The sequence below is a fragment of the Oxyplasma meridianum genome (genome assembly GCF_038024865.1).
Taxonomy (GTDB): domain Archaea; phylum Thermoplasmatota; class Thermoplasmata; order Thermoplasmatales; family Thermoplasmataceae; genus Oxyplasma; species Oxyplasma meridianum.
Genome location: NZ_CP133772.1, coordinates 332429 through 356227, shown reverse-complemented (window position 1 = coordinate 356227; position 23799 = coordinate 332429). Strand labels below are relative to the sequence as shown.

The window sequence follows — 23799 nt, the reverse complement described above, 5'->3', positions numbered from 1 at the left end:
TTTTTTAGTGTATAATAACATTGGAAAGTCAGACATATATTGTTAACCTTTAAAGCACTAAGAATTCTAGGTTATATCACCACAACATTTGCACTTAATTATAAATTTAAGCGTCAATTGAATTTTGATCACCTTTCAGTGTAGTAAAATCAATTATACGTAAAAATATGAAGAAAAAAGCATTTATAAAGGCGCCTCTAAAGATGATGAAAATACATGAGGATATTCCGATAAAAGAACTAAATGGAAAGAATCTACCAAAAACTGATAGCACTTTGATGCCATATAATGTTCTTGTAAACTAAGAATAAAGATTTATTATTGTTTTACTTGTGCGTGCGAAAATAAGCTGTTAGATTAGCCGTAAAGCGTCTAATTTGCAAGCAGGAGGTCTCAGGTTCAAATTTTGACCGGTTTACTTGAAAATGGGGACATACATAACAAAAAAAAGTTTTGAGTTTGATTACTAATATAAATTTATTCAAATAACATGCTTTTTTAAAAAAACTAAATATACAAAAATTTCGTTTGTTTATATTTTGTGATCTCAAAATAAATTCAAAGATATTGTACATGATCTTCTGTAATTTCGAAAAGAACCTGTACAACCGCTCATCGATCTCAATTCTCAAACACCTTCATCCTGTTATACACTCCTCGTTAATGTCCATCATTATGGATACTGTTAGCCTCATGAGTGCATTTTCATTTGGGAATGCGCCCATTTGTTTCGTTTTTTTCTTAAACTCCAGGCTTAATCTTTTAATGACGTTTGTTGTTCTCATTCTACTTTAATATGTTCTATTGAAAGCAAGGTAGTTGTATAATGATAAATGACAGCATTAAAACATATCAGATGACCTTTCCAGATCATTATTTATGAGGATGTCCTCTGATCTTGATTCTTGATATCAGAGATTCATTCTCCAGTTATCCCTTTACTATGGGAGAGCATGAATTATGGAATTATTGCAGGAAAAAAATGAAAAAGTGAAAATTGAAAATAAAAAACAATCATTCGCGAATGATCCGGCAAGGAATTCATAACATTTTACCTAAACATGAAAAGAGAGGCAAAATTAATAGGTTGTTGGGAATTGTCTATAGGATATTCTAATCTGTATAATAATGCAGAGAGGCTTATTAATTCGGTTCTGAATTATATCCTGAATACCAGTACCATGTTGTTTGGGTTATTCTAATCTCAAACGATAATATTGCAATTTATGCGTCGGTGATCGGTACTGAGAAATACCAAAACGTTCCAAGCTTCTATATAAGGGCGTTCATATTTTATCATTATCATGTCCATGGGTCTTGGTGCTTCTGCTTCGGCCAAAAACTCTGACAATACTGGTTTTCGGTATTGTTGGTTTTATAGAGGCGAATTTTGTTCTTACCACATGGAAAATAGTGGCTGCAAAAAACACAGCACCGGCGATTTCAATGCTCTCGACTCCAAGGAATATGAAAAATATTGATATCGTGAATATTCCAAGAACCGGTACAATGAAGAACCAGTTTGTGTAAAGCATACTTTTTTTCCATTATGCCGGTATTTCAGGTGCGTTTTAAGAGCTGCGAGGTTTATGATGGCGTATGCTGAGATTACACAGGTATTTGATGATTCTACTATTGTTCCGAATGATGCTGCGGGCATCATGGCTATGGCAAGAAGCAAAGATACAACTATTGCCACTATCGGTGTCGAAAACCTGTCAAGCCTGGAGATGGCATGGGGTAACTCCCCGTCCCTACCCATGGCATACATAACGCGGGAGGTTCCCAGAATTCCAGTAAGGATCACCCCTGAAGTAGCAACAAGTGCGCCTAAAGAAACGACCAGAACCAGTGCGGGAAGACCCGTTCTGGATGCTGCAAATGCAAGCGGTGATGTTGAGGATGCCAGGCCAGCTGAGGTCGCAAGCCCTATTGCGGAAATGGCGATAACTGAATATATCACTATTGAAATCAGTATGGATATTATAATGGCTTTTGGTATGGTCTTTTCAGGGTCTATTACCTCCTCCGATACCGTGGTTACCCTTGAGAAACCAGAAAACGCGAAAAATATGATAGCTCCGCCTGACAGTATACCTGAATATCCCTTGGAAAAGAAATCTGAGAAGTGGGAAGGATGAAAATAAAAGAACCCGACTACGGAAAATACAAAGAGAATGGTCAAATTTACGATTACAATTGCACGGAGGGTTTTTGCAGAATTCTTTACGCCCATGATATTTAAAACCGCAAATACAGTTATTATTAAAACGCCTATTATCAAAACCGGAAACCTGGAACTGAATATTGAATCCAGATAGCCGCCAAAACTTATGGAAACCGCCGAGAGCGCTATGATATTGCCGAACGTCCAGAGTGACCCACCAACGAAACCTGCATATTGAGAAATAGCTTCCTTACCATACTCGTAAACTCCCCCTTCCTTGTCGACGTGCCTCGCTATCTGAGAAAAGCTTATTCCCGTAAATATGGCAACCATTCCTGCAAGTGGTATCGAGATCAATATGGCCGGCCCTGCAGAGGCGGCGGAGATACCTATAATTACAAATATTCCGGCGCCTACTATTGCTCCAAGATTTATCATTATGGCATCTGGAAGCTTCAGCGTCCTCTGAAATCCTGCAGCCATTCGAGCGTATCGAAGCATCATAGTTAACAATTTCGAATTTCATTGACTTCTAATAATTAAATCTCTTAATTTATGAAATCGAGATTGCCAACACTTTCATTCAGAGAAGATATTTCAGCAGTTGGGAGTAATTTTTGTAAGCTTCCTCGCCCAGTTGGGTAATTTCCACATACACTCTTGGCCCCGCCGCCCTGAAAACCGTCCTGATCTTTATGAGATTGTTGCTCTCCAGCTTCTCAAGGTGGTTGCTTAAGCTCCCCTTGCCAAGTGAAGTTATCATGAGGAGATCAGCAAATGATAGTTTTCTGTTAAGCGCCAACGTTATCAGGATAAGCAGTCTCGCAGTTGACTTCATTACGGGTTCATTGAAGTGGCCTTGGAGGGCTTCCAGAATCCTGTTAAGTTCTGCCATTTTTCCCTCCGGCCATTTCTCTCCTCCACGGGATGATTTCAGTTGCATCCCTCCTGAGTATCTGCATCCGAGATTGCATTGGTTGCGTTGAAGAGAGATATAAAAGATGCCAGAAACCAGGTAATTATGGTAGGTATCCAGAAATCACCGTAATATTCCGAACTGTGAAAAATGAGCACTGACAACCAACCTCCAACTGCACTGAAAATAAATGCAGAAACTGCAATAAGGCCTTCCAACGGAACCCTGCCAAGAGATTTTTTTATCATGGAATAAACATAGATTGCTATTAAAATAAATATGGCTGCCGCAACCAAGGATCCAATGGAGTTCAAAAGAACATCAGACCCAATTATGACGATGGCGATTATTATTGCGATGAAAATCGATAATCCTATCCAGGAATTCCTTTCTGGTTCTCTTTTGGAGTCCATTTTCAATACGCTGTTCAGTTTTGACAGCCTGGCAGCCTTGCTGAAGACAAGACCCGTAATATAGGATGCACTTACTATTATAACCAGGTAAGAGACCAAAAAAGCAACAGTCTGAATAAAGGGCTGTTTTATTAAGTAAAATAGGTAGGGAAGGCCTGAAAATAACAGTATAGATAATGCCCAAATCGCGTAATAGATTCCCCATGCCTTTGCGATTATGTATCTGTCAAGTCTGGTGGCCTTCATCCCCACGCACTTCAGGCGGTCTAATATTTTGGATATGTCGTCTTCATTCATACCTGCCTTCCCTCTTCAATAGACACTGGTTTTATCCTTCTAACCAGGATTATGGATAATACAAAAAGCATCCCTATCCAGAGAGCGAGACACAATAGCAGTATATATGGGTTCATAATGGGACCTGTTCCATTGGTCAGATTCAATTTTGATGCCTCACCGTAATACGACATGAACAAAAGACGTGGGATATCACTGAAGGGGCTTGCATATACCACATATGAAGGGAGGTTAATCCCAAGCTCAGAAAATCCGAAAAGGTATGATAGAATCTGTGGTATAAATACTACAAAAGTTATGTTTTTAAGCCCGACATGATTATTGGAAAATATTATCAATACAACCGAAAGCAGGAACATAAACATCCCGGAGAGGAAGAAAATACCTATTGATTGCAAAGGCAGAACCGGCAATACTGAGTAACCTGTTTTATAGCCAAACATAAGCGCGGTGAACATTATTATAAACGAACCAATTAAAGATGCTACTACAGCAGTACTTGCAGTAAGGTTCAGTATGTATGATGATGGCTTTAGTTTTGTGTACCTGAAACTATATGCCAGAGAGGCGTTGCCATAATACACTGAGTACGATATAGAGGTAGCGATGATACTACCGGATATGAGGCCTATGAGGGAAAACCATACAGATGCGTAATCCAGTGACTGTATCCTGCTTGTATAGTTAAAACCAAAGACAAACGCACCCATGAAAAGCCAAAAAGCCATGAAACCTACTCCCCACCCCCATATAGCCTTGTTGGAGAGTAGAGACTTCAGGAAGTATTTGCCAAGCACTTCAAGCCACCTCGTCAAAAATGGAGTTAAAATTTCTAACGTTTGCAATAGGTATTGTACCAGAGTTCTCCGTGATCGAAAACTTGCCAAAACTTGTTTGCATAACAGCAATATTCCCTTCTACTTCACCCTTGTTAATGTATAGTCTTTTTATCTGATCCGCCTTGAACTTTCCAAAAAGTTTTCCCTCTATCATAAAGTATATTGACCATCCAGACATTCTGGGTAAAAGGTCAAACTCATGCGTATTTAGCAATATGGTGGCTTTCATGTTGATGAGATGATCTAGAAGCTTATGTCTCCTCTCCTGATCAACATTGTCAAATGGTTCATCGAGAATAACCAACAAAGGCGAGAAGCTTAATGCAAGTATATTGCCAACCATCTTCTGCTGTCCGGAACTGATCTCTTAAATCTTTCTGCCTAGGATATCGCTAAGGCCGAATTTCTTCACTAAATCCATTGCATCATGGACATTCCCCCCTTTCATATCTGCATATATCCTGATTGTGTCCCTTACATTGCTTCTCATGATCCTGTAAACCTCCCCAAGATTAGTTGAAAACCTCGTTTCGTGACTAATTTTGTTCACGTCTACACCAAATATGGTTGCATTCCCTGAAGTTATTGGTGCCAGACCTAACATGGATTTTAACAGCGTTGTCTTTCCTGAACCGTTGGATCCCACTATAACAGTTTTTTCATCTTTTAGAGAAAATGAAACACCATCCACCGCCTTATAACTGTAACGCTTATCATATCTCACGCTCAAATCGTGCAGTTCTATCATTAATAATGTATGGTGATTGACCTTATATAAAGAGAATAAAGTTCAAAATCTGAACTGTGGTCTCGCGATGATGAACCATTTACTAAATAAAACAACTTTTCTTATAACAAGTAAATTGCGATGCTTACTGTCCAGATTTTCTTTGATGCGAAATAGATAGAAAGGACAAAAGATAATTTGTTTCGTTAAAATAACAAAAATGGACCCCTCATCTTAAGTATAGAAATCTACTCTATAAGAGATTTACACAGAACTTCCTAGACGCCATGGATGGCCCATGCCTATTGAATTATGCAATACGCTTAAATTATATCTACATTTTTAATAGTATTACTTTAAATTAGTAAGTATGGTTCATCCTACAATATTGTGGATAGAATAATTCTCAATCCATATTTCTCAGCATGGCTTCATATTTCAGTTTTTCATAAACCTTGATCTGGTTGGTGCTTCCCAGTAAATATGAGAAAAAATAGTGGTTAAATATCCTTATTCTCATAATATGGAAAAGCATTGCTATTAAATGTGTGACTAACATGCGTCATCCATAATTTAAGTTCTGTTGTGAGGAATTAGGACTAAAATATCGATGTAACCCATGAAAACTATCTCAAGTCATTAGGTGGGATTCATATGGTAAAGATCTGACCTTTGAATTAGATATCCAGGAAATATATACATCCCCAAAAATGTGGGAAGAACCGTAAGCATTTAACAGGCTTTTTCATAAACCGAATTCCACCAAGTCGGATGTAGCCTACTAAACACTTCCAAAAATAGACTTTAAGCTTGAATTGCTTTGTGATATGCCGGAATATTGATAATTTATGGAATAATATGCAGAATAATATCCGTAGTAAGCCTCCAGCCTGAAGGAAATACCCGACGGAAACTCATACGTTGAGTTTAAGGGAACAATTGTATAATGCGAATAATTTTGTTTAAATGTTGAATTAGAAAAATTAGAAAACTTCCACAAATATCCATTGGCTGAAGCGTTCCCCAGAAACATTTCTGGATAAATCCTGAACTGAATTTTATCTGAGAAATTTCCTTCGACCGTTATATTTACCTTCATCTTGTCAACGCTTGACCCTTCAGTGTAAACATGGACACCCTTTATTGAAATTGGTTCATTTTGAATATGAAATATTGGGGCCGCTGCAACTGGAATTATGATAATTAAAGATAGGATGGCAATCTCTTTTTTAAATCCTTTAATTTTCATCCTTGGTATTTTTTTCAATAATTTCTTCCCATCAATTTTCATAACATCCCATATTAGGAAAAAAGACAAAACTGGCCACAGAACTATATAATTGACAAGAAGTCTAAAATTGAAAAAGAAAACTATCAGTGGAAAAGTTGTCATAGCGTATTTGTATTTCTCGAAACTGAAGAAGTAGAGTACAATTAGCAGTACCATTTCTGTAAAGAACATCAGAGTAAAATAGAGATGATTTAAAAGATAAAAGCCAGCAAAAGATATTATGCTAATTCCCTGACCAACTCCAATGAGAGGCATTGTTTCAGGGGCAAGTATGGCATCTAACCATACATGCGGGGATAGGATAATATATGGCAAGTTTACTCCAAAGAATACAAGTGCAGAAATAAGCGCCGAGATCACTGCATTCTTAAAACCTTTTTCTTTCCAGATGAATATAATGTAGAAAGGGAAGAAAACCCATGCTATCTGCTTAAGTGCGAGCGCAATACCCATGGTAACAGATGGGACAACTTTCCTATTTCGGGTAATAATTGTTACAATTAAAAAAAAGGCCCAGATTATATCTACATCAGAATATCCTGCAAAGGCAAATACCCCAATATCTACGGCAAGCATTAGAACAAGCATTGGAAAATATTCAGGCAGGTTTCTGTTCTTCATGAAGAAGAATGCGATTAGAATTATCCCAACTGTGAATAAAAATACTTCATATCTGGGATCGAAATTTAAAATAACCGAAGGCAAAAATATTATCGCTGCCAGATCGGGATAGAACAGTCCTTTTGCAAAACCACCAGTGGTAAGGGGGGTTCTGAACGCTATGGGAACACGGTAATAATTGAATACGTTCTGAAAAAAGCTAGGAATATATGGATTGTGACCTTTGAAAATAAGAATGGCGGAATAGAAGTCGAACAGCAACTCATCTGTCTGAAATGGAGCAACGAGAAAGATGAACCCTAGAGATATAATTGCAAACTGCATAATTACTGCAAAATAGGCATATTCTTTTCGTGACTGAGGTTTCAGGCTGCCAAATGCTAGATATACCGATACAATAGAAAATCCCAAAGAAATTAAGGTCAAATATATATTGGAAATTATGAAAAAAATAATCAGAGGCATAGCTATTGAAAACCCAGTTAATAAAAGCCTGTCCTGAAGTTTCCTGTTTGGTGAAAATACTTTAAACAGCCTGTTATCAAAAGGGGTTTCTACCAGATAAACTAAGGAGGCTATGATTATAATTGTAGAAAAAATATTGGAAAACCGGTATTGAATAAAGGTATATATAAGGATAAAAAAAGTTAACGGAACGAATAGTATTTTTAAAATAGTCCTGATTGGGAGTTGAACCCGATTGTGTATGACAAGTGAATATGAGCAAAGGAAAATGCCATACAAAATCAGAACCCATTGTATTATAATATACTCTATGGAGAAATAGCCACTCATATAGAGAAATAAATCAGCTAAGTAAAATGATAGTGTACCTACTATGAGAGCCAGGTATCTGTCATTGTTCAATAATTTTCCACTATTTTCCATTGGGCTATGTCAACAACATTGAAAAATATTTAAATTTTCATCTTCAATCTTTAGTTCCTTCTATTATTTCACTTTCAAACTTCTGCTTTTTCTCACCCCACACAAGCGTTGTGGAAAATATATACCTGAAGAGATAGGCAACTGCTATTCCAAGGAAGTTAGCAAGAAGGTATTCAAAACCGCCAACGTAAAGCATGATATAGGAAGCAAAGTTGACAATTCCAGGTATAAGTGAAAAGAAATTATGCATTACAAGCCTCTTGTATATGCCGAATCTCTTTTTCCTGTTCTTAAATGTCCAGAGATCATTGAGGAAGAAATTAGATGTTATAGATGCCTCTATACCGACTATTTCGGCAATATATGGGTTGAAAGTGTGAAGAGCGTAGAGAAGGCCTTCACTTACCAGTACTCCTGAAACACCAACAAGTATGTACTTGAAAAAATTACCTTTGGCTGCTATAAAAAAGAAGAATTCCATTATGTCTCTAATTTTTAATTTGGAATCACCTTTTTCCCTGGGCTTGAAATCTATTGGGAATTCCGTACATTTATAATTCTTTGTGATTAATCTTTCCAGTATATCAACCTGACCGGTATAACCTGCCTTAATTGTGTTCTGGCTAGAAAGGAACTTGTATGCTCTTTTTGAGTAAACCCTGAAACCTGAAGTTACATCCTTGACAGATGGGTGAAAAGCCAAGTTGACCATTTTATTTGCAACAGTGGAGATTACTTTTCTCGACAGCTTGTCGCCATTAGATCCCCCTTTTATATACCTGGACCCAACAACAACGTCAGAGTTCGTTCTGATTGCATAGTTTATCATATTTTTTATTACGTTGGGGTTGTGAGAGAAATCAGCATCCATTACTACGACATAGTCATTTTCTGCCTGTCTCATACCTTCAAGCTCAGCAGATACAAGCCCCCTTTCATTTTTTCTCACAAAGAATTTAACATCGGGGAATATCCCAACAAGCTTGTCTGTTCCATCTTTTGAATCATCATCGACTACATAAATTGAATGAAGGTCCAGATCCTTTAACCGAGGAAGAAGATCCAACAAATTGTGATACTCATTGTAGGTGGGTATCACTACACCTACCGTAGAGTCTCTAAACATGTTTTCAGGTTTCATGATATCTACCATTTCGCCTTCTTCCAACCGTATTTGATCCCATCCGGCATATATTCCATATGGGAACTTCCAGGTTTGACCATTATACTTAAATGATTAATTTGTATTTAATAGTAACTAATGTCAGGATTTTTAATTCACACTATTTTTTATTTTTTTACTGTGGAATAAGGTGGAATTGTAAGTCCGACATAGTCTAACAAATTTTTCTCATTATTAAACATTTTCTATAAATATATACGACAAATAACTTATTTTTATTTTATTCACCGTTTGACCAACTTATTTTTTCGGATTTTTTAAACCTAAAAAATTTACGGTTATAAAATTACAGTTGTTATAATTTATCTGTGATAAAAATTTTTTGTGCGAAATTAATTCTAACCAAAGTTATTATGCCTCAATTTGATTGTTGTAAGAATGGAACCAAGACCTACATGGGATCAGTATTTCATGAGAATGTCATATCTGGCTGCAAGCAGGGCAAATTGCACCAGAAGGAAGGTTGGGGCTGTAATCGTGAAAGACAAACACGTTATAGCCACCGGTTACAATGGCCCACCCACTAACTCAGTTCATTGCAACATTGTGGGATGTATAAGGGATGACCTGAATATACCTTCAGGAGAAAGACACGAACTCTGCAGAGGTCTTCATGCGGAACAAAACGCAATAATTCAGGCAGCTCTCAATGGGGTAAGTACCAGGGATTCTATTATCTACGTTACCACACATCCCTGCGTTGTATGCTCGAAAATGATAATGAATGCACAGATCAAGGAAATTATTTATGCTGACGGGTATCCGGATGAACTTGCTGAACTCATGCTCCTGGAAAGCGATATCACAAAGAGAAGATTTTCCCTCCCTGAAAAAGAGGTCAAAACTATGCTTGGAGAAGATTACATGCAAGGACCTGGAAATGACTAAGATTAATATGAGCGATATAAATACGGGTAAAGAGAAAAAACAATGTCATTGACAGTAGCGATTATCAACGAAATGACAGGAATCATCCAAGCCGTCGGATACCCTGGCATTTTCTTTCTTATGGTACTCGAGGGCATGCTTCTGCCAATTCCATCCGAAGTTGTTATGGTGTTTGGAGGTTATCTCTTATATGAGAATAAACTCCTAGGGATAGGCTTTTTGCCTGGTTTTGGTGTTCTTCTTCTGATTGGTACGATTGGAAATCTGGTAGGGGCACTCTTAGCATATTACCTTGGTGATAAAGGAGGAATACCCCTCATCATGAAATACGGCCGGTATGTAATGCTGGATGAAAAGTCAATAAATAAGACACAAGAATGGTTCAAAAGATATGGAGAAATCTCAGTTTTCGTTACCAGACTCATACCGATTTTTAGAACTTTCATATCAATCCCAGCCGGAATAGCAAAGATGAAATTGAGTTACTTTATCATTTTTACAGTATTGGGAATGGCCATCTGGGACACTATACTCATCTATATTGGAATCAGACTTGGACCAAGCTGGGAAGTAATGCTTTCCTATTCAGACCTTTTTACTTACTTAGCATTAGCCGCTATATTAGCACTTTTTCTATACTGGGTTTATCTGACCCTAAAAAAGAAAAAGGACCCAATGAAGATCAGTTGAAGACCTTTTTATTATCACAGTTGTTCAGCATTTATTTACTGATTTATTTTAAAAACATTTACCGTTTTCAATATTTCGATAAAGAAAGTCTATTTTTGTCTCATTCAGTTTTTAAATTTTAGGAAAGTTTAATTCTCATTGAAGAGAACAATTAGAGATCATTACTCCCTATCTTAAAAATAAATGGATTAAATAAAAGTTCAAAAATCTTAAATATTAAAGTTTACGCCAGGAATGATGAGAGAAAGATTATAAAACCAATTATTGCGAAAATCTCAACTCCATACATGGGTATTTTCAGGAAGTAAAGAAGCAGTCCTCCAAGTTCAATAAGAAATAGCCCAAGGGCAAACAGAGGATACCTGTATCTACTTTTCAATACGTGTTTCAAATCATTTCACCTCACAGCACCATGTGCAGGTTAGGTATTATTCCCGCAGCGACTGCCCTTATGTAGAGATCAACGAAAACGAACATTGCGAGACTGGTCCAGGCCAGTGCCTCGTGATGCCTGTTAAAAATGGATTGGAACCTGAATACCTTTCCACCAGTCTTGTGGCCAGTTGTGCAGCTGAAGCAATCCATTCTTCCTCCAATCAAGTGCCTTATAGAATGACATGAAAATGTGTATATTGTGACAGCAAGGGCGTTAATGAGTATTATAATGCCTCCGATTGAAAGTATTACAGAACCGGGAAGGTAGGTCATTGAAACATAGAAATCATAAAAGAAGAAGGGCAGAATAGCTACAGCTATGTACATGAAATATCTGTGGTAGTTTTCCACCCTGAAAAATCTGGTTTCACCAGTATATGCCCTTCCTAATTTATCCTGCCTTGTATTCAGCGCACATGCAACAGGATGATCAAAAAGATGCCTGTGATAATCTTTCCTGTAAGCATAGCAGGTAAGCCTGAACAGACCAACGAATGGTATTATAAGAACTGTGGGGGAATACCATGGGTCTGTAAGGCCATATTTTGTCACTGCACCGGCAACTGACCCCTGGAAAAGACCAAGAAGGTAAATTCCAAGTACGAGGATTAGGATAAAAGACCAGAACCTCCAGTTCAGTTCAGTAAATTCCACGGGCAGGAATCTGGTTTTGGCTGGGTTAGGGTGCCCATTATTCGTATTGTTTTCCATCAATTTAATTACCTCTCTTTTTACTTTTTCTTCCGATTATTAGCCTTGCTATTGGATCATAAGTGATATCTACTGCTCTCTCTTTTTCTGGGATTATTGCGTCATCTGTTATGGGGATATGCTCTGGGCAGGTTTCCTGGCAACATTTTGTTATATTGCAGTATCCAATACCCGCCTCCTCGTTGAGAAACCTGGATCTGCTAAGGTCATCCAGTGGATGCATATCCAATGACGCAGCCCTTACCATGTGTCTTGGACCAAAGTAATCTGTCTCCTCATAATGTTCACGCATTACGTGGCATACGTCCTGACAGAGGAAGCATTCAATGCAGCGCTTGAATTCTTTAGACCTTTCTATATCCACCTGCTGCATTCTCCATGGATCCTTAAGTCCCTCTTTGGGTTTAAAAGCAGGGACTCTTCTGACACTCTTCCAGTTTGAACCAACATCTGTTACTAGATCTTTTATAAGAGGGTATGCCTTCATTGGACCAACTTTAATTCTGTCCCCCAGTGTTTCAATTCTTGTTTTGCACATGAGTGAGGGCTTATCGTTGATTTCTGCAGAGCAGGATCCACAATGGGCAGCCTTGCAGTTCCATCTAACAGCAAGTGTTGTGTCGATTTTTTCTTCCACGTATCGCACAGCATCTAGTACAACCATTCCTTCAACATATGGAATGGTATATTCTACAAATCTTCCTTCTTTTTCCGTCTCAGGATCTTGCCTGAAGATAGATAATTTTACATCCTTCATGAATACACCTCTGGTTTGTAATACTGGGCTAGTTCAGGAGGGGTTGGCTGAACTGGGATATAGTCAAACTTCATGTTCTCTCCATCTTTGTTTATAATAATATTTTTTAACCATTCTTTGCTCTTTTTTGGATAGTCGGTCCTTGCGTGTGCCCCTCTGCTTTCCTTCCTGAGAAGGGCCGATCGCACAATTGCTTCGGAAACTATCAGCATGCTCTTTAATTCCATGCATGCCAGCAGCCCGTGATTATACCTTCTCCCACCTGGAACTCCAAGAGATGCATACTGCTTTTTGAGTTCCAGAATTTTTTCAAGACCTTTGTTCAGATGATCCTCATCACGCAATATTCCCACATTATCACTCATTGCAGTTGTAAGCTGGTCCATGATTGAATATGGATTGGTCCCTTTCTCCTTCAGGAATGAAAGCACCGAAGAGATCTGATCCTGAACTTCATCTTCAGGTATCTCCACAAGGCTCTCTTTTTTCGCAAATTCTGCTGCACTGTTCCCGGCTCTCCTGCCGAATACCAGTATATCCGCCAGCGAATTACCTCCAAGCCTGTTTGCACCGTGTAATCCGCAAGCCACTTCCCCTGCTGCGAACAGACCATTAACAGAACTCATACAGGTTTCTGGATCAAACCTGATGCCCCCCATCTGATAGTGAATTGTTGGTGCTACCTCCATTTTCTCCTTAGTTATATCAACACCTGCAAATTCAAGGTACTGCATGTACATATGAGGAAGTTTTTCTTTTATATATTGAGGACTCTTATGTGTTATGTCCAAATAAACCCCGCCATGTTCAGTCCCCCTTCCTGCCTGGATTTCTGCGTAGTTTGCCCTTGCAACCACATCCCTGGCATCAAGCTCCTTTTTTTCTGGGGAATACTTTAGCATGTACCTTTCCATTTTATTGTTGAGGAGAATCCCTCCCTCCCCTCTGACGCCCTCCGTCACCAGTAAACCTCTCACACCAGGAGGATAAACCATTCCGGTGGGATGAAACTGGAACATCTCCATGTCCATAAGTGTAGCCCCTATTTCATATGCAAGTTTTATGCCATCTCCGGTGGACTCCCACGAATTGGAAGTGACTTTGTATACTTTTCCTGCACCTCCCGTAGCTATAACTACTGCTTTTGCACTTAAGGCATAAAATTCACCTGTGTTCATCTTTATACCGATGGCTCCAGTAACCCTATCTCCATCCTTCACAAGCTTTGTTATATAGAGTTCGTCTAATATGTCTATATCTCTGTGGAGGGCCTGGTCCTGAAGAGTCCTTATGAGTTCGAGACCCGTCCTGTCTCCCACGTGGCACAACCTTCTATATGTATGCCCGCCAAATGCCCTCTGGAGTATCCTTCCATCAGGTGTTCTATCGAAAAGAGCGCCCCACTTTTCCAGTTCAAAAACCCTTTCAGGAACTTCCTTGGCCAAAATCTCGGCGATCCGCCAGTTTGAGAGATATACCCCCTCCTCCATAATATCTCCAAAATGAACCTGCCAGTTGTCTTTCGGATCCACATTGCCAAGTGATGCTGCAATTCCACCTTCAGCCATAACTGTATGTGCTTTTCCAATAAGTGACTTTGACACCACGGTTGTTTTCAGACCTGCGTCAGCAGCCGAAATTGCAGCCCTTAGCCCAGCACCTCCAGCACCAATGACAAGCACGTCTGTTTTAACTTTATTATAAGGTTCGTTCATGTTAACCACACTATCTTTGAGATTTCAGACTGTTTTGAGTTAATCGCTTACTCAGTTATAAATTTTTTACAATTATGCTCTGTCTATGATAATAAGGACAGCGCGACAATCTGTAAAAATAGAGATTAGCTATCCTAATACTTCTTCTAAGAATAAAAAGATAGGAATTTTTTAATTTTATTTGAATCATGAGACCTGTAAGATAAACAGGATTGTCTTGTAAAACAATTAAAAAAATTTTTATACTAAATTGTACTATACAGTTGTCAACTATTGGTTGATAACTGAGGTGATATATATGGTGAATAGAAGAAGGAGAGACATCGATGAATACAGAGACAGTTGGAGAGATGAATTAGACGATTTCTTTGATGATTTCGGATTCGATTTCGACAGGTTTAATGAGAGAATGATGAGAACATGGAACAGGTTTCTGAAAGATCCTGATGTGAGTTCCTACGGGCCATATGTGTATGGTTTCACTTACAAGATAGGACCAGATGGAAGACCTGTGTTTGAGGAGTTTGGAAATGTTCCTGGAGTTCAGAATCCACTTGGATCGGCAAAACCTATAGATAAGAATGTAAGGGAGCCAATAACAGACATGAATGAAGATCAGAAAAAAGTATACATAACTTACGAGCTTCCAGGGATTTCAAAGGAAAACATAGAGCTAAACGTGTCCCAAAAAAATGTTACCATTAGTGTAAAGGAAGATACAAGGAAATACTACAAGAGCATAGATCTACAATATAGGATCAAACCTGAAACCGCCCAGGCCAAGTTCAAGAACGGTATACTTGACCTCATAATTGAGAAGGCTGCCGATGAAACAACAGGTGGAAGAAAAGTCCAGGTAGAGTAAGCAACTATGTTTGATGATGGCATAGAGGACTTTTTTGAAGCCATTGAAAACAATACCCGGAGGGAAATCCTCCGGAGACTTATTCTTGACAATACTTATGCTTTTGAAATGAGCAGGAAGATAGGGATATCACAGCAGGCAATAAATAAGCAGCTTGAAATGCTTCTTAGGGCTAATCTCGTAACAGTTGTTGGAGTAATTCCCAGCAGTAGTGGGGCCTCTCGTAAAATTTACCGTCCTACAGGCTTTTCAACAATGGTTGTGGACTATTCAAGTAATTTCTTAGAAGTAAGACGTTACCCCATTGAAACGGAAGAGAACGTGGAAGTAGATGCTGAAACAGATAGCGAATTTGACCTCATTACTCATCTTAAAAATATAAACCATAGGATCGAAGAACTTATGTTACAGCGTGCAAGACTAGTAAAGTCAAAAGATGCTATTCTTGGAAAATTAAAACAGAAGGTGGCTGAATTTTCACCTGATCCTTTGACATATGAAATCCTTACAACATTCATAGAAAATCTTAGCGTTAAGGAAACCGCCCAGAAATTTGGGCTCCCTGAAGATTTTGTAAATGAGAAGATAAAGAAATTGCTTAACTAAATAGGGAGTCTTTTACAGAATGTGGACAAAAAACGCACCTCGTCTTCAGTCGGGCTCTCGGGGATAATTAAGCAGTTGATCCTCCCTCCATTATAGGAGATCATACTTCCAAATGATCCGGAAACAATTTTTTCATCCATATGCCCAAGATCTGAAATTGCAATCAATTCTCTGAACTCTGTTAAAAGTCCATTTCCGAAATTTTTTTCCATTTCAAGTAGATATTTCACTGCCTCACTCACCTTCATCCCTCTCCCTGGATTCAGGTCCAGAAGAATGAGGCTGTGCATCCTATTTTCGATATTTTTAGATATTTTGTCATATACGCTTCTTGGAAAGAATTTCTCATGCGGAAATGGAAGGGAAATAGGAGGGGCCATTTTATAGGTAAAAAGACCGGTATAGCCGAAAGCCGCAGTTATTATGGATGCATTTTCGTAGCATTTAACAACCACGCCGTATTTCTCAGCTTCGAATCTCAACTGGTTATGGGTTGTTGCAGTAAGAGGGTCTCCCACGATGATCAGTGATACTGTTTCCTCAAGGCTTTCCTTGATTATTTTTTCCGGATTCTCCACCTCAGATCTTGTCAGAGGTTTAACAGGTTTTGAATATCTGCTTTCCAGATCATTTATTGTATTTTCCGGTGCAATTGAAGTGTATGCCTCGAAGTATATTTTCTGGGACCTCTTCAAAATTTCATCCTCCTGAAGAGTAAGGCTATGTACCCCTCTAATCCCCATACCAATGAGGTTAAGCATTTTAGAGAACCAGGAGATCTTCCTCTATTCTTGCCAGTTCATTAAGTTTAGCCAGCCTCTCCCCTCCTATTGTACCGGATTTTATGAAAGTTGAAGAAAACGCAACTGCAAGATGTGCAATGAAGTTATCTGTTGTTTCACCGCTCCTGTGTGAAATCGTGTTTTTCATTCCGGATCTGGTGGCAACCTTCACCGCTTCATATGTTGCAGTAAGCGTACCGATCTGATTCACCTTAATCAGAATCCCATTTGAGGATTTCATCTCTATCCCCTTTTTTACTCTTTCAACATTTGTTGTGTAAAGATCATCACCAACTACAATGGCCTTATCCCTTATTGCGGCCGTAACCTTTGCGAATCCATCGAAATCAGTATCAACCATAGGGTCCTCCACAAAATAGAATCCATGATCCTTTGCCATGCTGATAGCGTAGTCTATCTGCTCATCCTTGTTAAGTTTCCTGTCCCTGTATACATATTTACCGTTTTCAAAGAAAGATGTTGCAGCAAAATCCAGGCCAAGTTTAATTTCCATTTTCCGTTCTGATGAAACTTCCTTAACTGCGGCCTTCAATAATTCTATGGCATCCTCGTCAGATATGTTGGCTGTCCACGCCCTTTCATCACCAACACCTACACTCTGGTCTTTGAATCTGTCAGATAGCATCTCCCCTATTCTTCTGTGCACCATAGCGTTGGTGTATGCAGAATCCAGGAAGGTTTTACCCTGGCTTGAGACCAGAAACTCCTGTATAGTTGTGCCGTTTCTTGTGTGTTTGCCACCGCCTATAACATTACCCATGGGCCTTGGAATTGAGTTGGCCAGATTCCCTCCTACATATCTGTAAAGAGGTATTTTAAGGGCGTTGGCAACAGCCTTTGCATTGGCCATTGAAATTGCTGTTGCTAAATTACCACCCAGATTCGAGAAGTTGTCTGATCCATCCAGGTCTTTGAGCATAGAATCCAGTTGAACCTGATTAATTGCGTGAAACCCCATAAGTGATGATTTTACATTTCTATTGAAAAATTCAATTCCGGAATCTACCCCTCCTTTTGGGAATGCCAGAACTTCTGTGGCCCCTGTGCTTGCACCGGCCGGTGCTGATGAAACTCCACAGAACCCATCTAGAATTACTGTGGCCTCAACGGTGTAATTTCCCCTTGAGTCAATTACTTTCCTCATCTTTACATCCTGTATTTCAAACATAGCTAATCCCTATGTTAATTATGATATAACTTATATAATGTATTGTTTCGCTTCAAGAGGTTTCAGATTTTCCTTATAGCGGTTTGCGAATGAGTTGTAATTCTCCTTGTATTTTGTCCATAATTCAATGTAATCCTGGTTTATATCTCCAACAACCTTTGCAGGCACGCCCGCTGCTATTTTTCTTTCCGGAATTTCAGACCTGTTCTTTACAACTGCCCCTTCTGCTATTGCTGCCCATTCCCCTATTCTTGCAAAGTCAGAAATTACAGAACCCATCCCGACCACCGCCCAATCGCCTACTGTTCCAGTATGCACCAGTGATAGATGGCCAAGGGTCACATGTTTCCCTATAACTGTTTTCTCTCCTGGCCTTGCATGTATCACGCAGTTGTCCTCCACTGCAGTGTAGTCCCCTATTTCTATTTCACCATAATCTCCTCTAAGGACAGCACCTGGACCGATCCAGACGTTTTTTCCCACTGTAACTTTTCCTATGATTGATGCGCTGGGCGATACATAAGATGTTACATCTATTCTTGGGATTCTTCCCTCAAATGAATATATGTTCATAGACACTAAATTAGTGCAGGATTAATAATGATTGGTGATTGCCCACCTTAATATCTTTCCATATCCCCAGATTAACCCAGCATGCTTTCGCGGTTCTTTTCAAAACAATCCTTGAGTTGATCTGGTGTCATACTGAATTCTGTTATTGGTCTCCTGACAGATTCTGCGGCCACTATATTTCCAAAAATAACGGAATCTGTGAGGTCGTAATGATGATAAAGCCCAAAATAAAGTCCGGCCCTGAAGGCATCTCCGGCTCCCACTGTATCATATATTCCGGACACCTCAAGATTTCGTATTCTGGTTATTTTATTATTGCTGTAGAGTTCCGATCCTTCAGATCCCTTTGTCACAATAAAATTTTCCAGAATATTTTCCGGAGATTCCCCAAAATCTTCCAGTCTTTTTTTCAATATCTGGAATTCATCAGAATTCACTATAAACATACTGCTATGTTTTACCATGAATCTTGTGGTTTCCTTGTCATATCTGTATGATAATTCCTGGCCGGGATCGAATACAATTTTTTTTCTTTCAGTTTTATCCACAATTTTCATGTATTCCTGAACTGGCCCGGTTCCTATATTTATAAATTTATAATTACTTCCTTTGAAACCATAGGCAGCTTTCCAAGTCTCTATAGGACCCTGATGCATAAACGCCCTCTGGTTGCTTCCATCAGTTATAATGTAACATACAGGTCCTGATACTCTATCTTCAGTATCAATATGAGAAGTATCAACCCCTTCCGAACGCAGATAATTCAGGTATCCTTGGTGAGTCTTTGAGGAAACTGAAGAATAGAGATCGAATGGTACCTTTAACTTTGCGGCAACCATGGCAAAATTTCCGGCTGTACCGCCAAATATTTCTTCAACGTTTTCAGCCATCTGGGAACCTGGGAGATTCACATCGGTAACCCTGATTTTGAAATCTATGTTTATGTGTCCGAAAAAGGCAAGGAATTTTTCCATGTGCAGGTATTGGGATAAATGTGATATAATTTTCCGGATATTGATCTTCAGGACTGAAAATCTGACATTGCAATTCTGGGAAAAACAATTCTGTCAAGTTGCCTGACATCATGAGGAATAAAAGGCTGGTTTGATATTTCAGCCTTTTTAAGATCTAGCAGAAAATTTTCAAAAACAGAACTGTTTTCATAAACCAGAATAGCCTTTTTCATACCGTTCCTGAACCCAACCTTATCCTTTGCTTTCTTGATCTGTTTTTCGCCTGCAATGTGAATCATCAGGCGTAAGGATCTGTCCTTAACCCTTTTTGCCATATCATTCTCTCTATCAAGGTGGGAATAAGCGACAAGTATCTGGATCTCTGACACTATGGCATCTGGATTGAGAACGCAAATAAATCCATTAAGTTTGGAAATGATTGAAATAAGTTCTTGACTATCTATTGGTTCTTTAAAAAAAATATAGGAGATTTCAGGCCACATTTTTTCCGGTTATCCCTTGCTGGCTGCTGAATCCTTTTGGTGTTATGAGACTCTTGATCCGTGAGAAGAATTTCTGCCTCTCCGGAGTTTCTACAAGTGCGTTTTCTAGAACATCTTCTATAGTATCCACCGGTATTATCTGTATCCTGTTCTGATGATTTGAATCAAGCACTATATCATCGTAGTTGGACCTCGGTACGATGACTCTCTTAAGCCCGGCCTCTATGGCAGCTTCTACTTTGGCGGTCACACCCCCCACCGGAAGAACTGCTCCCCTTACACTCAGTGATCCTGTCATTGCAAGACTCTGATCAATTGGTATGTTTTCTATTGAGGAAATGACTGCTGTTGCTATTGAAACGCTTGCTGAATCTCCCTCCACACCGTCATACGAACCCACAAACTGTATGTGTATATCCATATCGGAAATTTCTATATCACTGAGTTTTTTGAATACTGCAGAGACATTCTGCACAGCTTCCTTTGCTATTTCACCCAGTTTTCCTGTGGCTACAACTGAACCGTTTCCCTTATGTTGCGATGGGGTGACTTCAGCCACTATTGGCATAACTATACCGGTAAAATCAGCCATACCTGAATTTGCTCCAAGGACAGCCAGACCGTTCACCATTCCAACCTTGGACCCTTCGCTTATGAATGTCTTGTATGATTTCCTTATCTCTATAGATCTGTCTGCTACTTGCTGTTCAAGTGGTTTGCTAAGATTCTTGGCTTTCATAACCTCATCTGCGGTTACTATGTCTGATTTCTCGCTAATAGCTATGTCACCGGCTACTCTTACCAGACCTCCCAGTTCTCTAAGCCTGAGGGTAAGTTTACCCTTTCTCCCTGACCTTTTCTGTGCTTCCTTAACAATTTCCGTAATTGCACCTAAGTCGAAATGTGGTATTTTCTTGTCTTTGATTACTTCCTGTGCGATAAATTGAACTATCTTGTTTCTGTTCTCCTCGTTATCATCCATTGTACTGTTGACGTAAACTTCGTAACCATAACCCCTTATCCTGGATCTTAACGCTGGGTGTATACCCTGTATAGCATCCAGATTCCCCGCAGCTACCAGCACAAAATCGCATGGAATAGGTTCTGTCTGAACCATTGCACCAGCACTTCTTTCACTCTGTCCTGATATTGAAAATTTTTTCTCCTGCATTGCTGTTAGAAGTGCTTGCTGGCTCTCCGGCCTGAGAAGATTCATTTCATCAATGAACAGCACCCCTCTGTGGGCTTTGTGAATGTTTCCAGCTTCAACCCGATCGTGTGCCGGTGTTTCCAGACCGCCTGACTGAAAGGGATCGTGCCTCACATCACCAAGCAGAGCCCCAGAATGTGCACCGGTTGAGTCTACGAAAGGTGGTTTGTCGTTTGGAGAATGCGACACCAGCAATTTAGGAACCATAGCCCTTTCTGCCCTCATAGCAGGGTTTATTGCCATAGCCATATAAACGAATGCAGCTGCCATTATTGCGAAGAAAACGATTATCCAATCTGAAAGAATAAAGGCAAAAACAACCCCAAGGAATACAATTGAAAGTATAATGAAAAGTATGCTTCTTGATCTATCTTTCTTTTCACGTTCCGCCTTTATCTGGTACTGTCTAATGATCTCTTTGCCTTTACCGGCTGGAAGCGTTTTGACCTTGGGTCTGTTGTTGTCCTCAGGATTTGGGAAAACTATGATATCCTCCAGATCTTCCTTAGGCAGGAAATCTACCATAGACTGCGCAAGCATTGATTTACCTGTCCCTGGATCCCCTATGAGGAGGACATGTCTTTTCTGGAGTGCTGCTTTTTTAACAACATCTCCCGCTTCTTCCTGTCCTATGACCTGATCAAAGAGAATTTTGGGAACCTGCACGTCTTTTGTGCTGGAAACGTTTAATTTCTTTACCCATTCTTCTACAGATTCCATTGAATTTTCCACACCTCTTTATTAAAATTTAATAAATAAGCCTTTCCTATTTTAAATAGTTATCAATACTTCGTATCAATCGAGGTTACCGTTCTTAAAACCTTGCGCATTGTTATGCACTAGTTTCATTCCCAGCTTAAGCAGTCTCAGTCCAACCTGCTTCAGGCATGGCGGGTGCATGCCTGAGGTACAGATATTCATTCTTCACAAACTGCCAAGATGCTGACCCACTCACGGGCAACTGGTCTCCGCAAAGATCAAGACCACGCAGGGTTATTGCAAGAAATGCAAGTTTGTTCCTGTCGCAGTCCAGATCACAGTTATCGCATCTGGATATCTTTCATGCAGGGTGCCTTAATTTGCCACTGCATGCATGAAATTGGGATGGAGTTCCTCTCTTTTTCAATTATATTGTTTTTCTTTCCCACTTGTATTCAATTATTTTCTAAAATCCACTATATGGACCTCTGTTCATGTATTCCGGAATTTCTTTCCTCTATTATTGCCTTTTTTATTATTTTCAGATCCTTAAATACAAAATATATATGGAGGTTATTGCTAACCAGTTTTTCCCATGCCATGTGCATTGCATCCTCCATACTGTTTCTCTCCCTTTTTTTTGCCTTTTTGAGTTTTCTGTATCTCTTCTCAGGATTTCTCAGGTGTTTCTGCAATTTCTCTCTCCTGTGAAAGAAGTCTTTCTGTATCCTTGCAACGGATGATCTGCATACAGGATTGACGTGATCCTTTGCATAGTCATGTTAAGAATTTACTGCCTCAAGTATGATCTTCATCTTATGCCATCCTAGGCCGTATAGACTTGCGAAGAGGGATTTGATTATGGATATGAGATGTTTCGTGAGGATCTCATTGGCTGATAATATCTCCTGGTTGTCAATCTCCACAATTTCAGTGATTTCTGACCCGGGTGATGATTGTGCCAGCTTTTCTATTTGCCTTTAAAGGTCTTCCTTCTGCCCATTGGATGAAACTCTTGCATATATACAGCTGATCCTACCCTTCTTAATGCCAAGTATTCTGTTGATCTCACTTTCGGGTATCCTGAGAAAATTGTTCTGCATTCTAACACACCTGATCTTTCCTTCTCTGTCCCATGTTCTCAGTGTTGTAAGATGGATCTGCAATATCATGCATCTCTCATGGTGTAGAGTTTCTCCACAGACAATAATAGGGTATTATGGTATTACTTAACAGTAATATCCTTTAACAATTCAAGCTTCATTCCTTCAGGAATGAAGCTTTGCCATAGCCCATAAAGCCAATTAAATTCCGTACCCGGATTCATTTGCTTGAAACTATTTTTAGATCCCATCAGATTTATTGAATGCGCTGTTCCAGATAAATCAGAGATTTAATATTTATTTAAGAATGGATTAAATTATCCTATCTCCACTGCAAAAACTTTCTTGTGGTTAAACATTGACTTCAGGGACTTCACATCTTCTATATATTCCTGATTCACCTTGAAATATCTGAATCCATTTTTAGTCTGTTCTACTGAAACGAGACCAAGTCCGACAAGTGACTCCTCACCTGTGTACCTAACCCCCAGACCTTCAAGACAACCTTTAACATTGGAAGGGTCAGACTTTATTGCTCTAGATATCTCCGAAAGATAGGATCTGTAAGGATATATTGAAAGCAAATAAAAAAGAACTTTCCTTCTCAATTCGCTTCTATTGAGTGATCTTATAATGTTTCCATCTGCTATTAGTTCCATGGCATAGCATCTCTTATGCTGTATATAAACATTTGCCACCACTATCCGATATGTACGTCTACATACAATGGACTCCACCGAACTACCTACATATGTCATTTTTGTCCTACAAAATACTG

General features: G+C 39.2%; 28 protein-coding genes. 5 read left to right on the top strand and 23 right to left on the bottom strand.

The window, feature by feature from the left end:
• Positions 1-167 precede the first annotated feature (167 nt).
• A complete protein-coding gene (locus tag OXIME_RS01850) occupies positions 168-305 on the top strand; it encodes a hypothetical protein (protein WP_393971786.1) in 138 nt (45 codons plus the stop codon).
• A 333-nt stretch (positions 306-638) separates the two neighbouring features.
• Here the strand turns inward: OXIME_RS01850 and OXIME_RS01845 are convergent, their stop codons facing one another.
• The 10 genes from OXIME_RS01845 to OXIME_RS01800 form a co-directional block, all read right to left on the bottom strand.
• On the bottom strand, positions 639-785 hold the full coding sequence (locus OXIME_RS01845; protein ID WP_393971785.1) for a transposase: 147 nt from the start codon (positions 783-785) through the stop codon (positions 639-641).
• Between the two features lie 611 nt (positions 786-1396).
• A complete protein-coding gene (locus OXIME_RS01840; RefSeq protein WP_393971784.1) occupies positions 1397-2650 on the bottom strand; it encodes an APC family permease in 1254 nt (417 codons plus the stop codon).
• A 100-nt stretch (positions 2651-2750) separates the two neighbouring features.
• On the bottom strand, positions 2751-3110 hold the full coding sequence (locus OXIME_RS01835; RefSeq protein ID WP_393971783.1) for a transcriptional regulator: 360 nt from the start codon (positions 3108-3110) through the stop codon (positions 2751-2753).
• Positions 3101-3793 (bottom strand): hypothetical protein, encoded by a 693-nt coding sequence (locus tag OXIME_RS01830; protein ID WP_393971782.1) that lies wholly within the window; start codon positions 3791-3793, stop codon positions 3101-3103. Before OXIME_RS01830 ends, OXIME_RS01835 begins: the two co-directional genes overlap by 10 nt.
• Entirely contained in the window at positions 3790-4590 is an 801-nt protein-coding gene (locus tag OXIME_RS01825; RefSeq protein WP_393971781.1) for a hypothetical protein, read from the bottom strand. The genes OXIME_RS01830 and OXIME_RS01825 overlap by 4 nt, the downstream gene beginning before the upstream one ends.
• A 1-nt stretch (position 4591) precedes the next feature.
• Positions 4592-4975 (bottom strand): hypothetical protein, encoded by a 384-nt coding sequence (locus OXIME_RS01820; protein WP_393971780.1) that lies wholly within the window; start codon positions 4973-4975, stop codon positions 4592-4594.
• A gap of 24 nt (positions 4976-4999) precedes the next feature.
• Positions 5000-5356, bottom strand: a complete 357-nt coding sequence (locus OXIME_RS01815) for an ATP-binding cassette domain-containing protein (RefSeq protein ID WP_393972230.1) — start codon at positions 5354-5356, stop codon at positions 5000-5002.
• A 409-nt stretch (positions 5357-5765) separates the two neighbouring features.
• Positions 5766-5918 carry a hypothetical protein gene (locus OXIME_RS01810; protein ID WP_393971779.1) on the bottom strand — a complete coding sequence of 51 codons (153 nt, stop codon included), beginning with the start codon at positions 5916-5918 and terminating at the stop codon, positions 5766-5768.
• 222 nt (positions 5919-6140) lie between these two features.
• Entirely contained in the window at positions 6141-8159 is a 2019-nt protein-coding gene (locus tag OXIME_RS01805) for a hypothetical protein (RefSeq protein WP_393971778.1), read from the bottom strand.
• A 43-nt stretch (positions 8160-8202) separates the two neighbouring features.
• On the bottom strand, positions 8203-9327 hold the full coding sequence (locus OXIME_RS01800) for a glycosyltransferase (RefSeq protein ID WP_393971777.1): 1125 nt from the start codon (positions 9325-9327) through the stop codon (positions 8203-8205).
• A 393-nt stretch (positions 9328-9720) separates the two neighbouring features.
• Here OXIME_RS01800 and OXIME_RS01795 point away from each other — a divergent pair, with 393 nt between their 5' ends.
• Both OXIME_RS01795 and OXIME_RS01790 read left to right on the top strand, forming a co-directional pair.
• Entirely contained in the window at positions 9721-10230 is a 510-nt protein-coding gene (locus OXIME_RS01795) for a deoxycytidylate deaminase (protein WP_393971776.1), read from the top strand.
• Positions 10231-10272: 42 nt separating this feature from the next.
• Entirely contained in the window at positions 10273-10920 is a 648-nt protein-coding gene (locus tag OXIME_RS01790) for a DedA family protein (RefSeq protein ID WP_393971775.1), read from the top strand.
• A gap of 223 nt (positions 10921-11143) precedes the next feature.
• On the opposite strand, the gene OXIME_RS01785 is transcribed toward OXIME_RS01790, so the two are convergent.
• From OXIME_RS01785 to OXIME_RS01770, 4 genes are read right to left on the bottom strand one after another with little or no spacing between them, the layout of a single operon-like run.
• Positions 11144-11311 carry a hypothetical protein gene (locus OXIME_RS01785; protein ID WP_393971774.1) on the bottom strand — a complete coding sequence of 56 codons (168 nt, stop codon included), beginning with the start codon at positions 11309-11311 and terminating at the stop codon, positions 11144-11146.
• Positions 11312-11322: 11 nt separating this feature from the next.
• Entirely contained in the window at positions 11323-12066 is a 744-nt protein-coding gene (locus OXIME_RS01780; protein WP_393971773.1) for a succinate dehydrogenase, read from the bottom strand.
• Between the two features lie 4 nt (positions 12067-12070).
• Positions 12071-12823, bottom strand: a complete 753-nt coding sequence (locus OXIME_RS01775) for a succinate dehydrogenase/fumarate reductase iron-sulfur subunit (RefSeq protein ID WP_393971772.1) — start codon at positions 12821-12823, stop codon at positions 12071-12073.
• Positions 12820-14538, bottom strand: a complete 1719-nt coding sequence (locus tag OXIME_RS01770; protein ID WP_393971771.1) for an FAD-binding protein — start codon at positions 14536-14538, stop codon at positions 12820-12822. The genes OXIME_RS01775 and OXIME_RS01770 overlap by 4 nt, the downstream gene beginning before the upstream one ends.
• A 298-nt stretch (positions 14539-14836) precedes the next feature.
• Here OXIME_RS01770 and hsp20 point away from each other — a divergent pair, with 298 nt between their 5' ends.
• Positions 14837-15403: an archaeal heat shock protein Hsp20 gene (gene hsp20 / locus OXIME_RS01765; protein ID WP_393971770.1), complete on the top strand. Its 567-nt coding sequence runs from the start codon at positions 14837-14839 to the stop codon at positions 15401-15403.
• 6 nt (positions 15404-15409) lie between these two features.
• Positions 15410-16009, top strand: coding sequence for an ArsR/SmtB family transcription factor (locus tag OXIME_RS01760; protein WP_393971769.1), 600 nt, complete (start codon positions 15410-15412; stop codon positions 16007-16009).
• Here OXIME_RS01760 and dph5 read toward each other — a convergent pair.
• The 9 genes from dph5 to OXIME_RS01715 all read right to left on the bottom strand — a co-directional run bounded on the left by dph5 (position 16006) and on the right by OXIME_RS01715 (position 23680).
• Complete coding sequence (dph5, locus tag OXIME_RS01755; RefSeq protein ID WP_393971768.1) at positions 16006-16770, bottom strand: diphthine synthase; 765 nt, start codon at positions 16768-16770, stop codon at positions 16006-16008. The genes OXIME_RS01760 and dph5 overlap by 4 nt on opposite strands.
• 1 nt (position 16771) lies before the next feature.
• Positions 16772-17980, bottom strand: a complete 1209-nt coding sequence (locus OXIME_RS01750; RefSeq protein WP_393971767.1) for a phosphopyruvate hydratase — start codon at positions 17978-17980, stop codon at positions 16772-16774.
• Positions 17981-18010: 30 nt separating this feature from the next.
• Entirely contained in the window at positions 18011-18553 is a 543-nt protein-coding gene (locus OXIME_RS01745) for a gamma carbonic anhydrase family protein (protein ID WP_393971766.1), read from the bottom strand.
• A 71-nt stretch (positions 18554-18624) separates the two neighbouring features.
• Positions 18625-19527: a carbohydrate kinase family protein gene (locus OXIME_RS01740; RefSeq protein ID WP_393971765.1), complete on the bottom strand. Its 903-nt coding sequence runs from the start codon at positions 19525-19527 to the stop codon at positions 18625-18627.
• A 47-nt stretch (positions 19528-19574) separates the two neighbouring features.
• Positions 19575-19895, bottom strand: a complete 321-nt coding sequence (locus tag OXIME_RS01735) for a hypothetical protein (RefSeq protein ID WP_393971764.1) — start codon at positions 19893-19895, stop codon at positions 19575-19577.
• A 103-nt stretch (positions 19896-19998) separates the two neighbouring features.
• Entirely contained in the window at positions 19999-21939 is a 1941-nt protein-coding gene (lonB, locus tag OXIME_RS01730; protein WP_393971763.1) for an ATP-dependent protease LonB, read from the bottom strand.
• Positions 21940-22394: 455 nt separating this feature from the next.
• The gene (locus OXIME_RS01725) at positions 22395-22613 is read right to left on the bottom strand and encodes a hypothetical protein (RefSeq protein ID WP_393971762.1); all 219 of its coding nucleotides are present in this window, start codon (positions 22611-22613) and stop codon (positions 22395-22397) included.
• A 285-nt stretch (positions 22614-22898) separates the two neighbouring features.
• On the bottom strand, positions 22899-23084 hold the full coding sequence (locus tag OXIME_RS01720; protein ID WP_393970744.1) for a hypothetical protein: 186 nt from the start codon (positions 23082-23084) through the stop codon (positions 22899-22901).
• A 254-nt stretch (positions 23085-23338) separates the two neighbouring features.
• Positions 23339-23680 carry a putative transcriptional regulator gene (locus OXIME_RS01715; protein WP_393971761.1) on the bottom strand — a complete coding sequence of 114 codons (342 nt, stop codon included), beginning with the start codon at positions 23678-23680 and terminating at the stop codon, positions 23339-23341.
• Between the last annotated feature and the right edge of the window lie 119 nt (positions 23681-23799).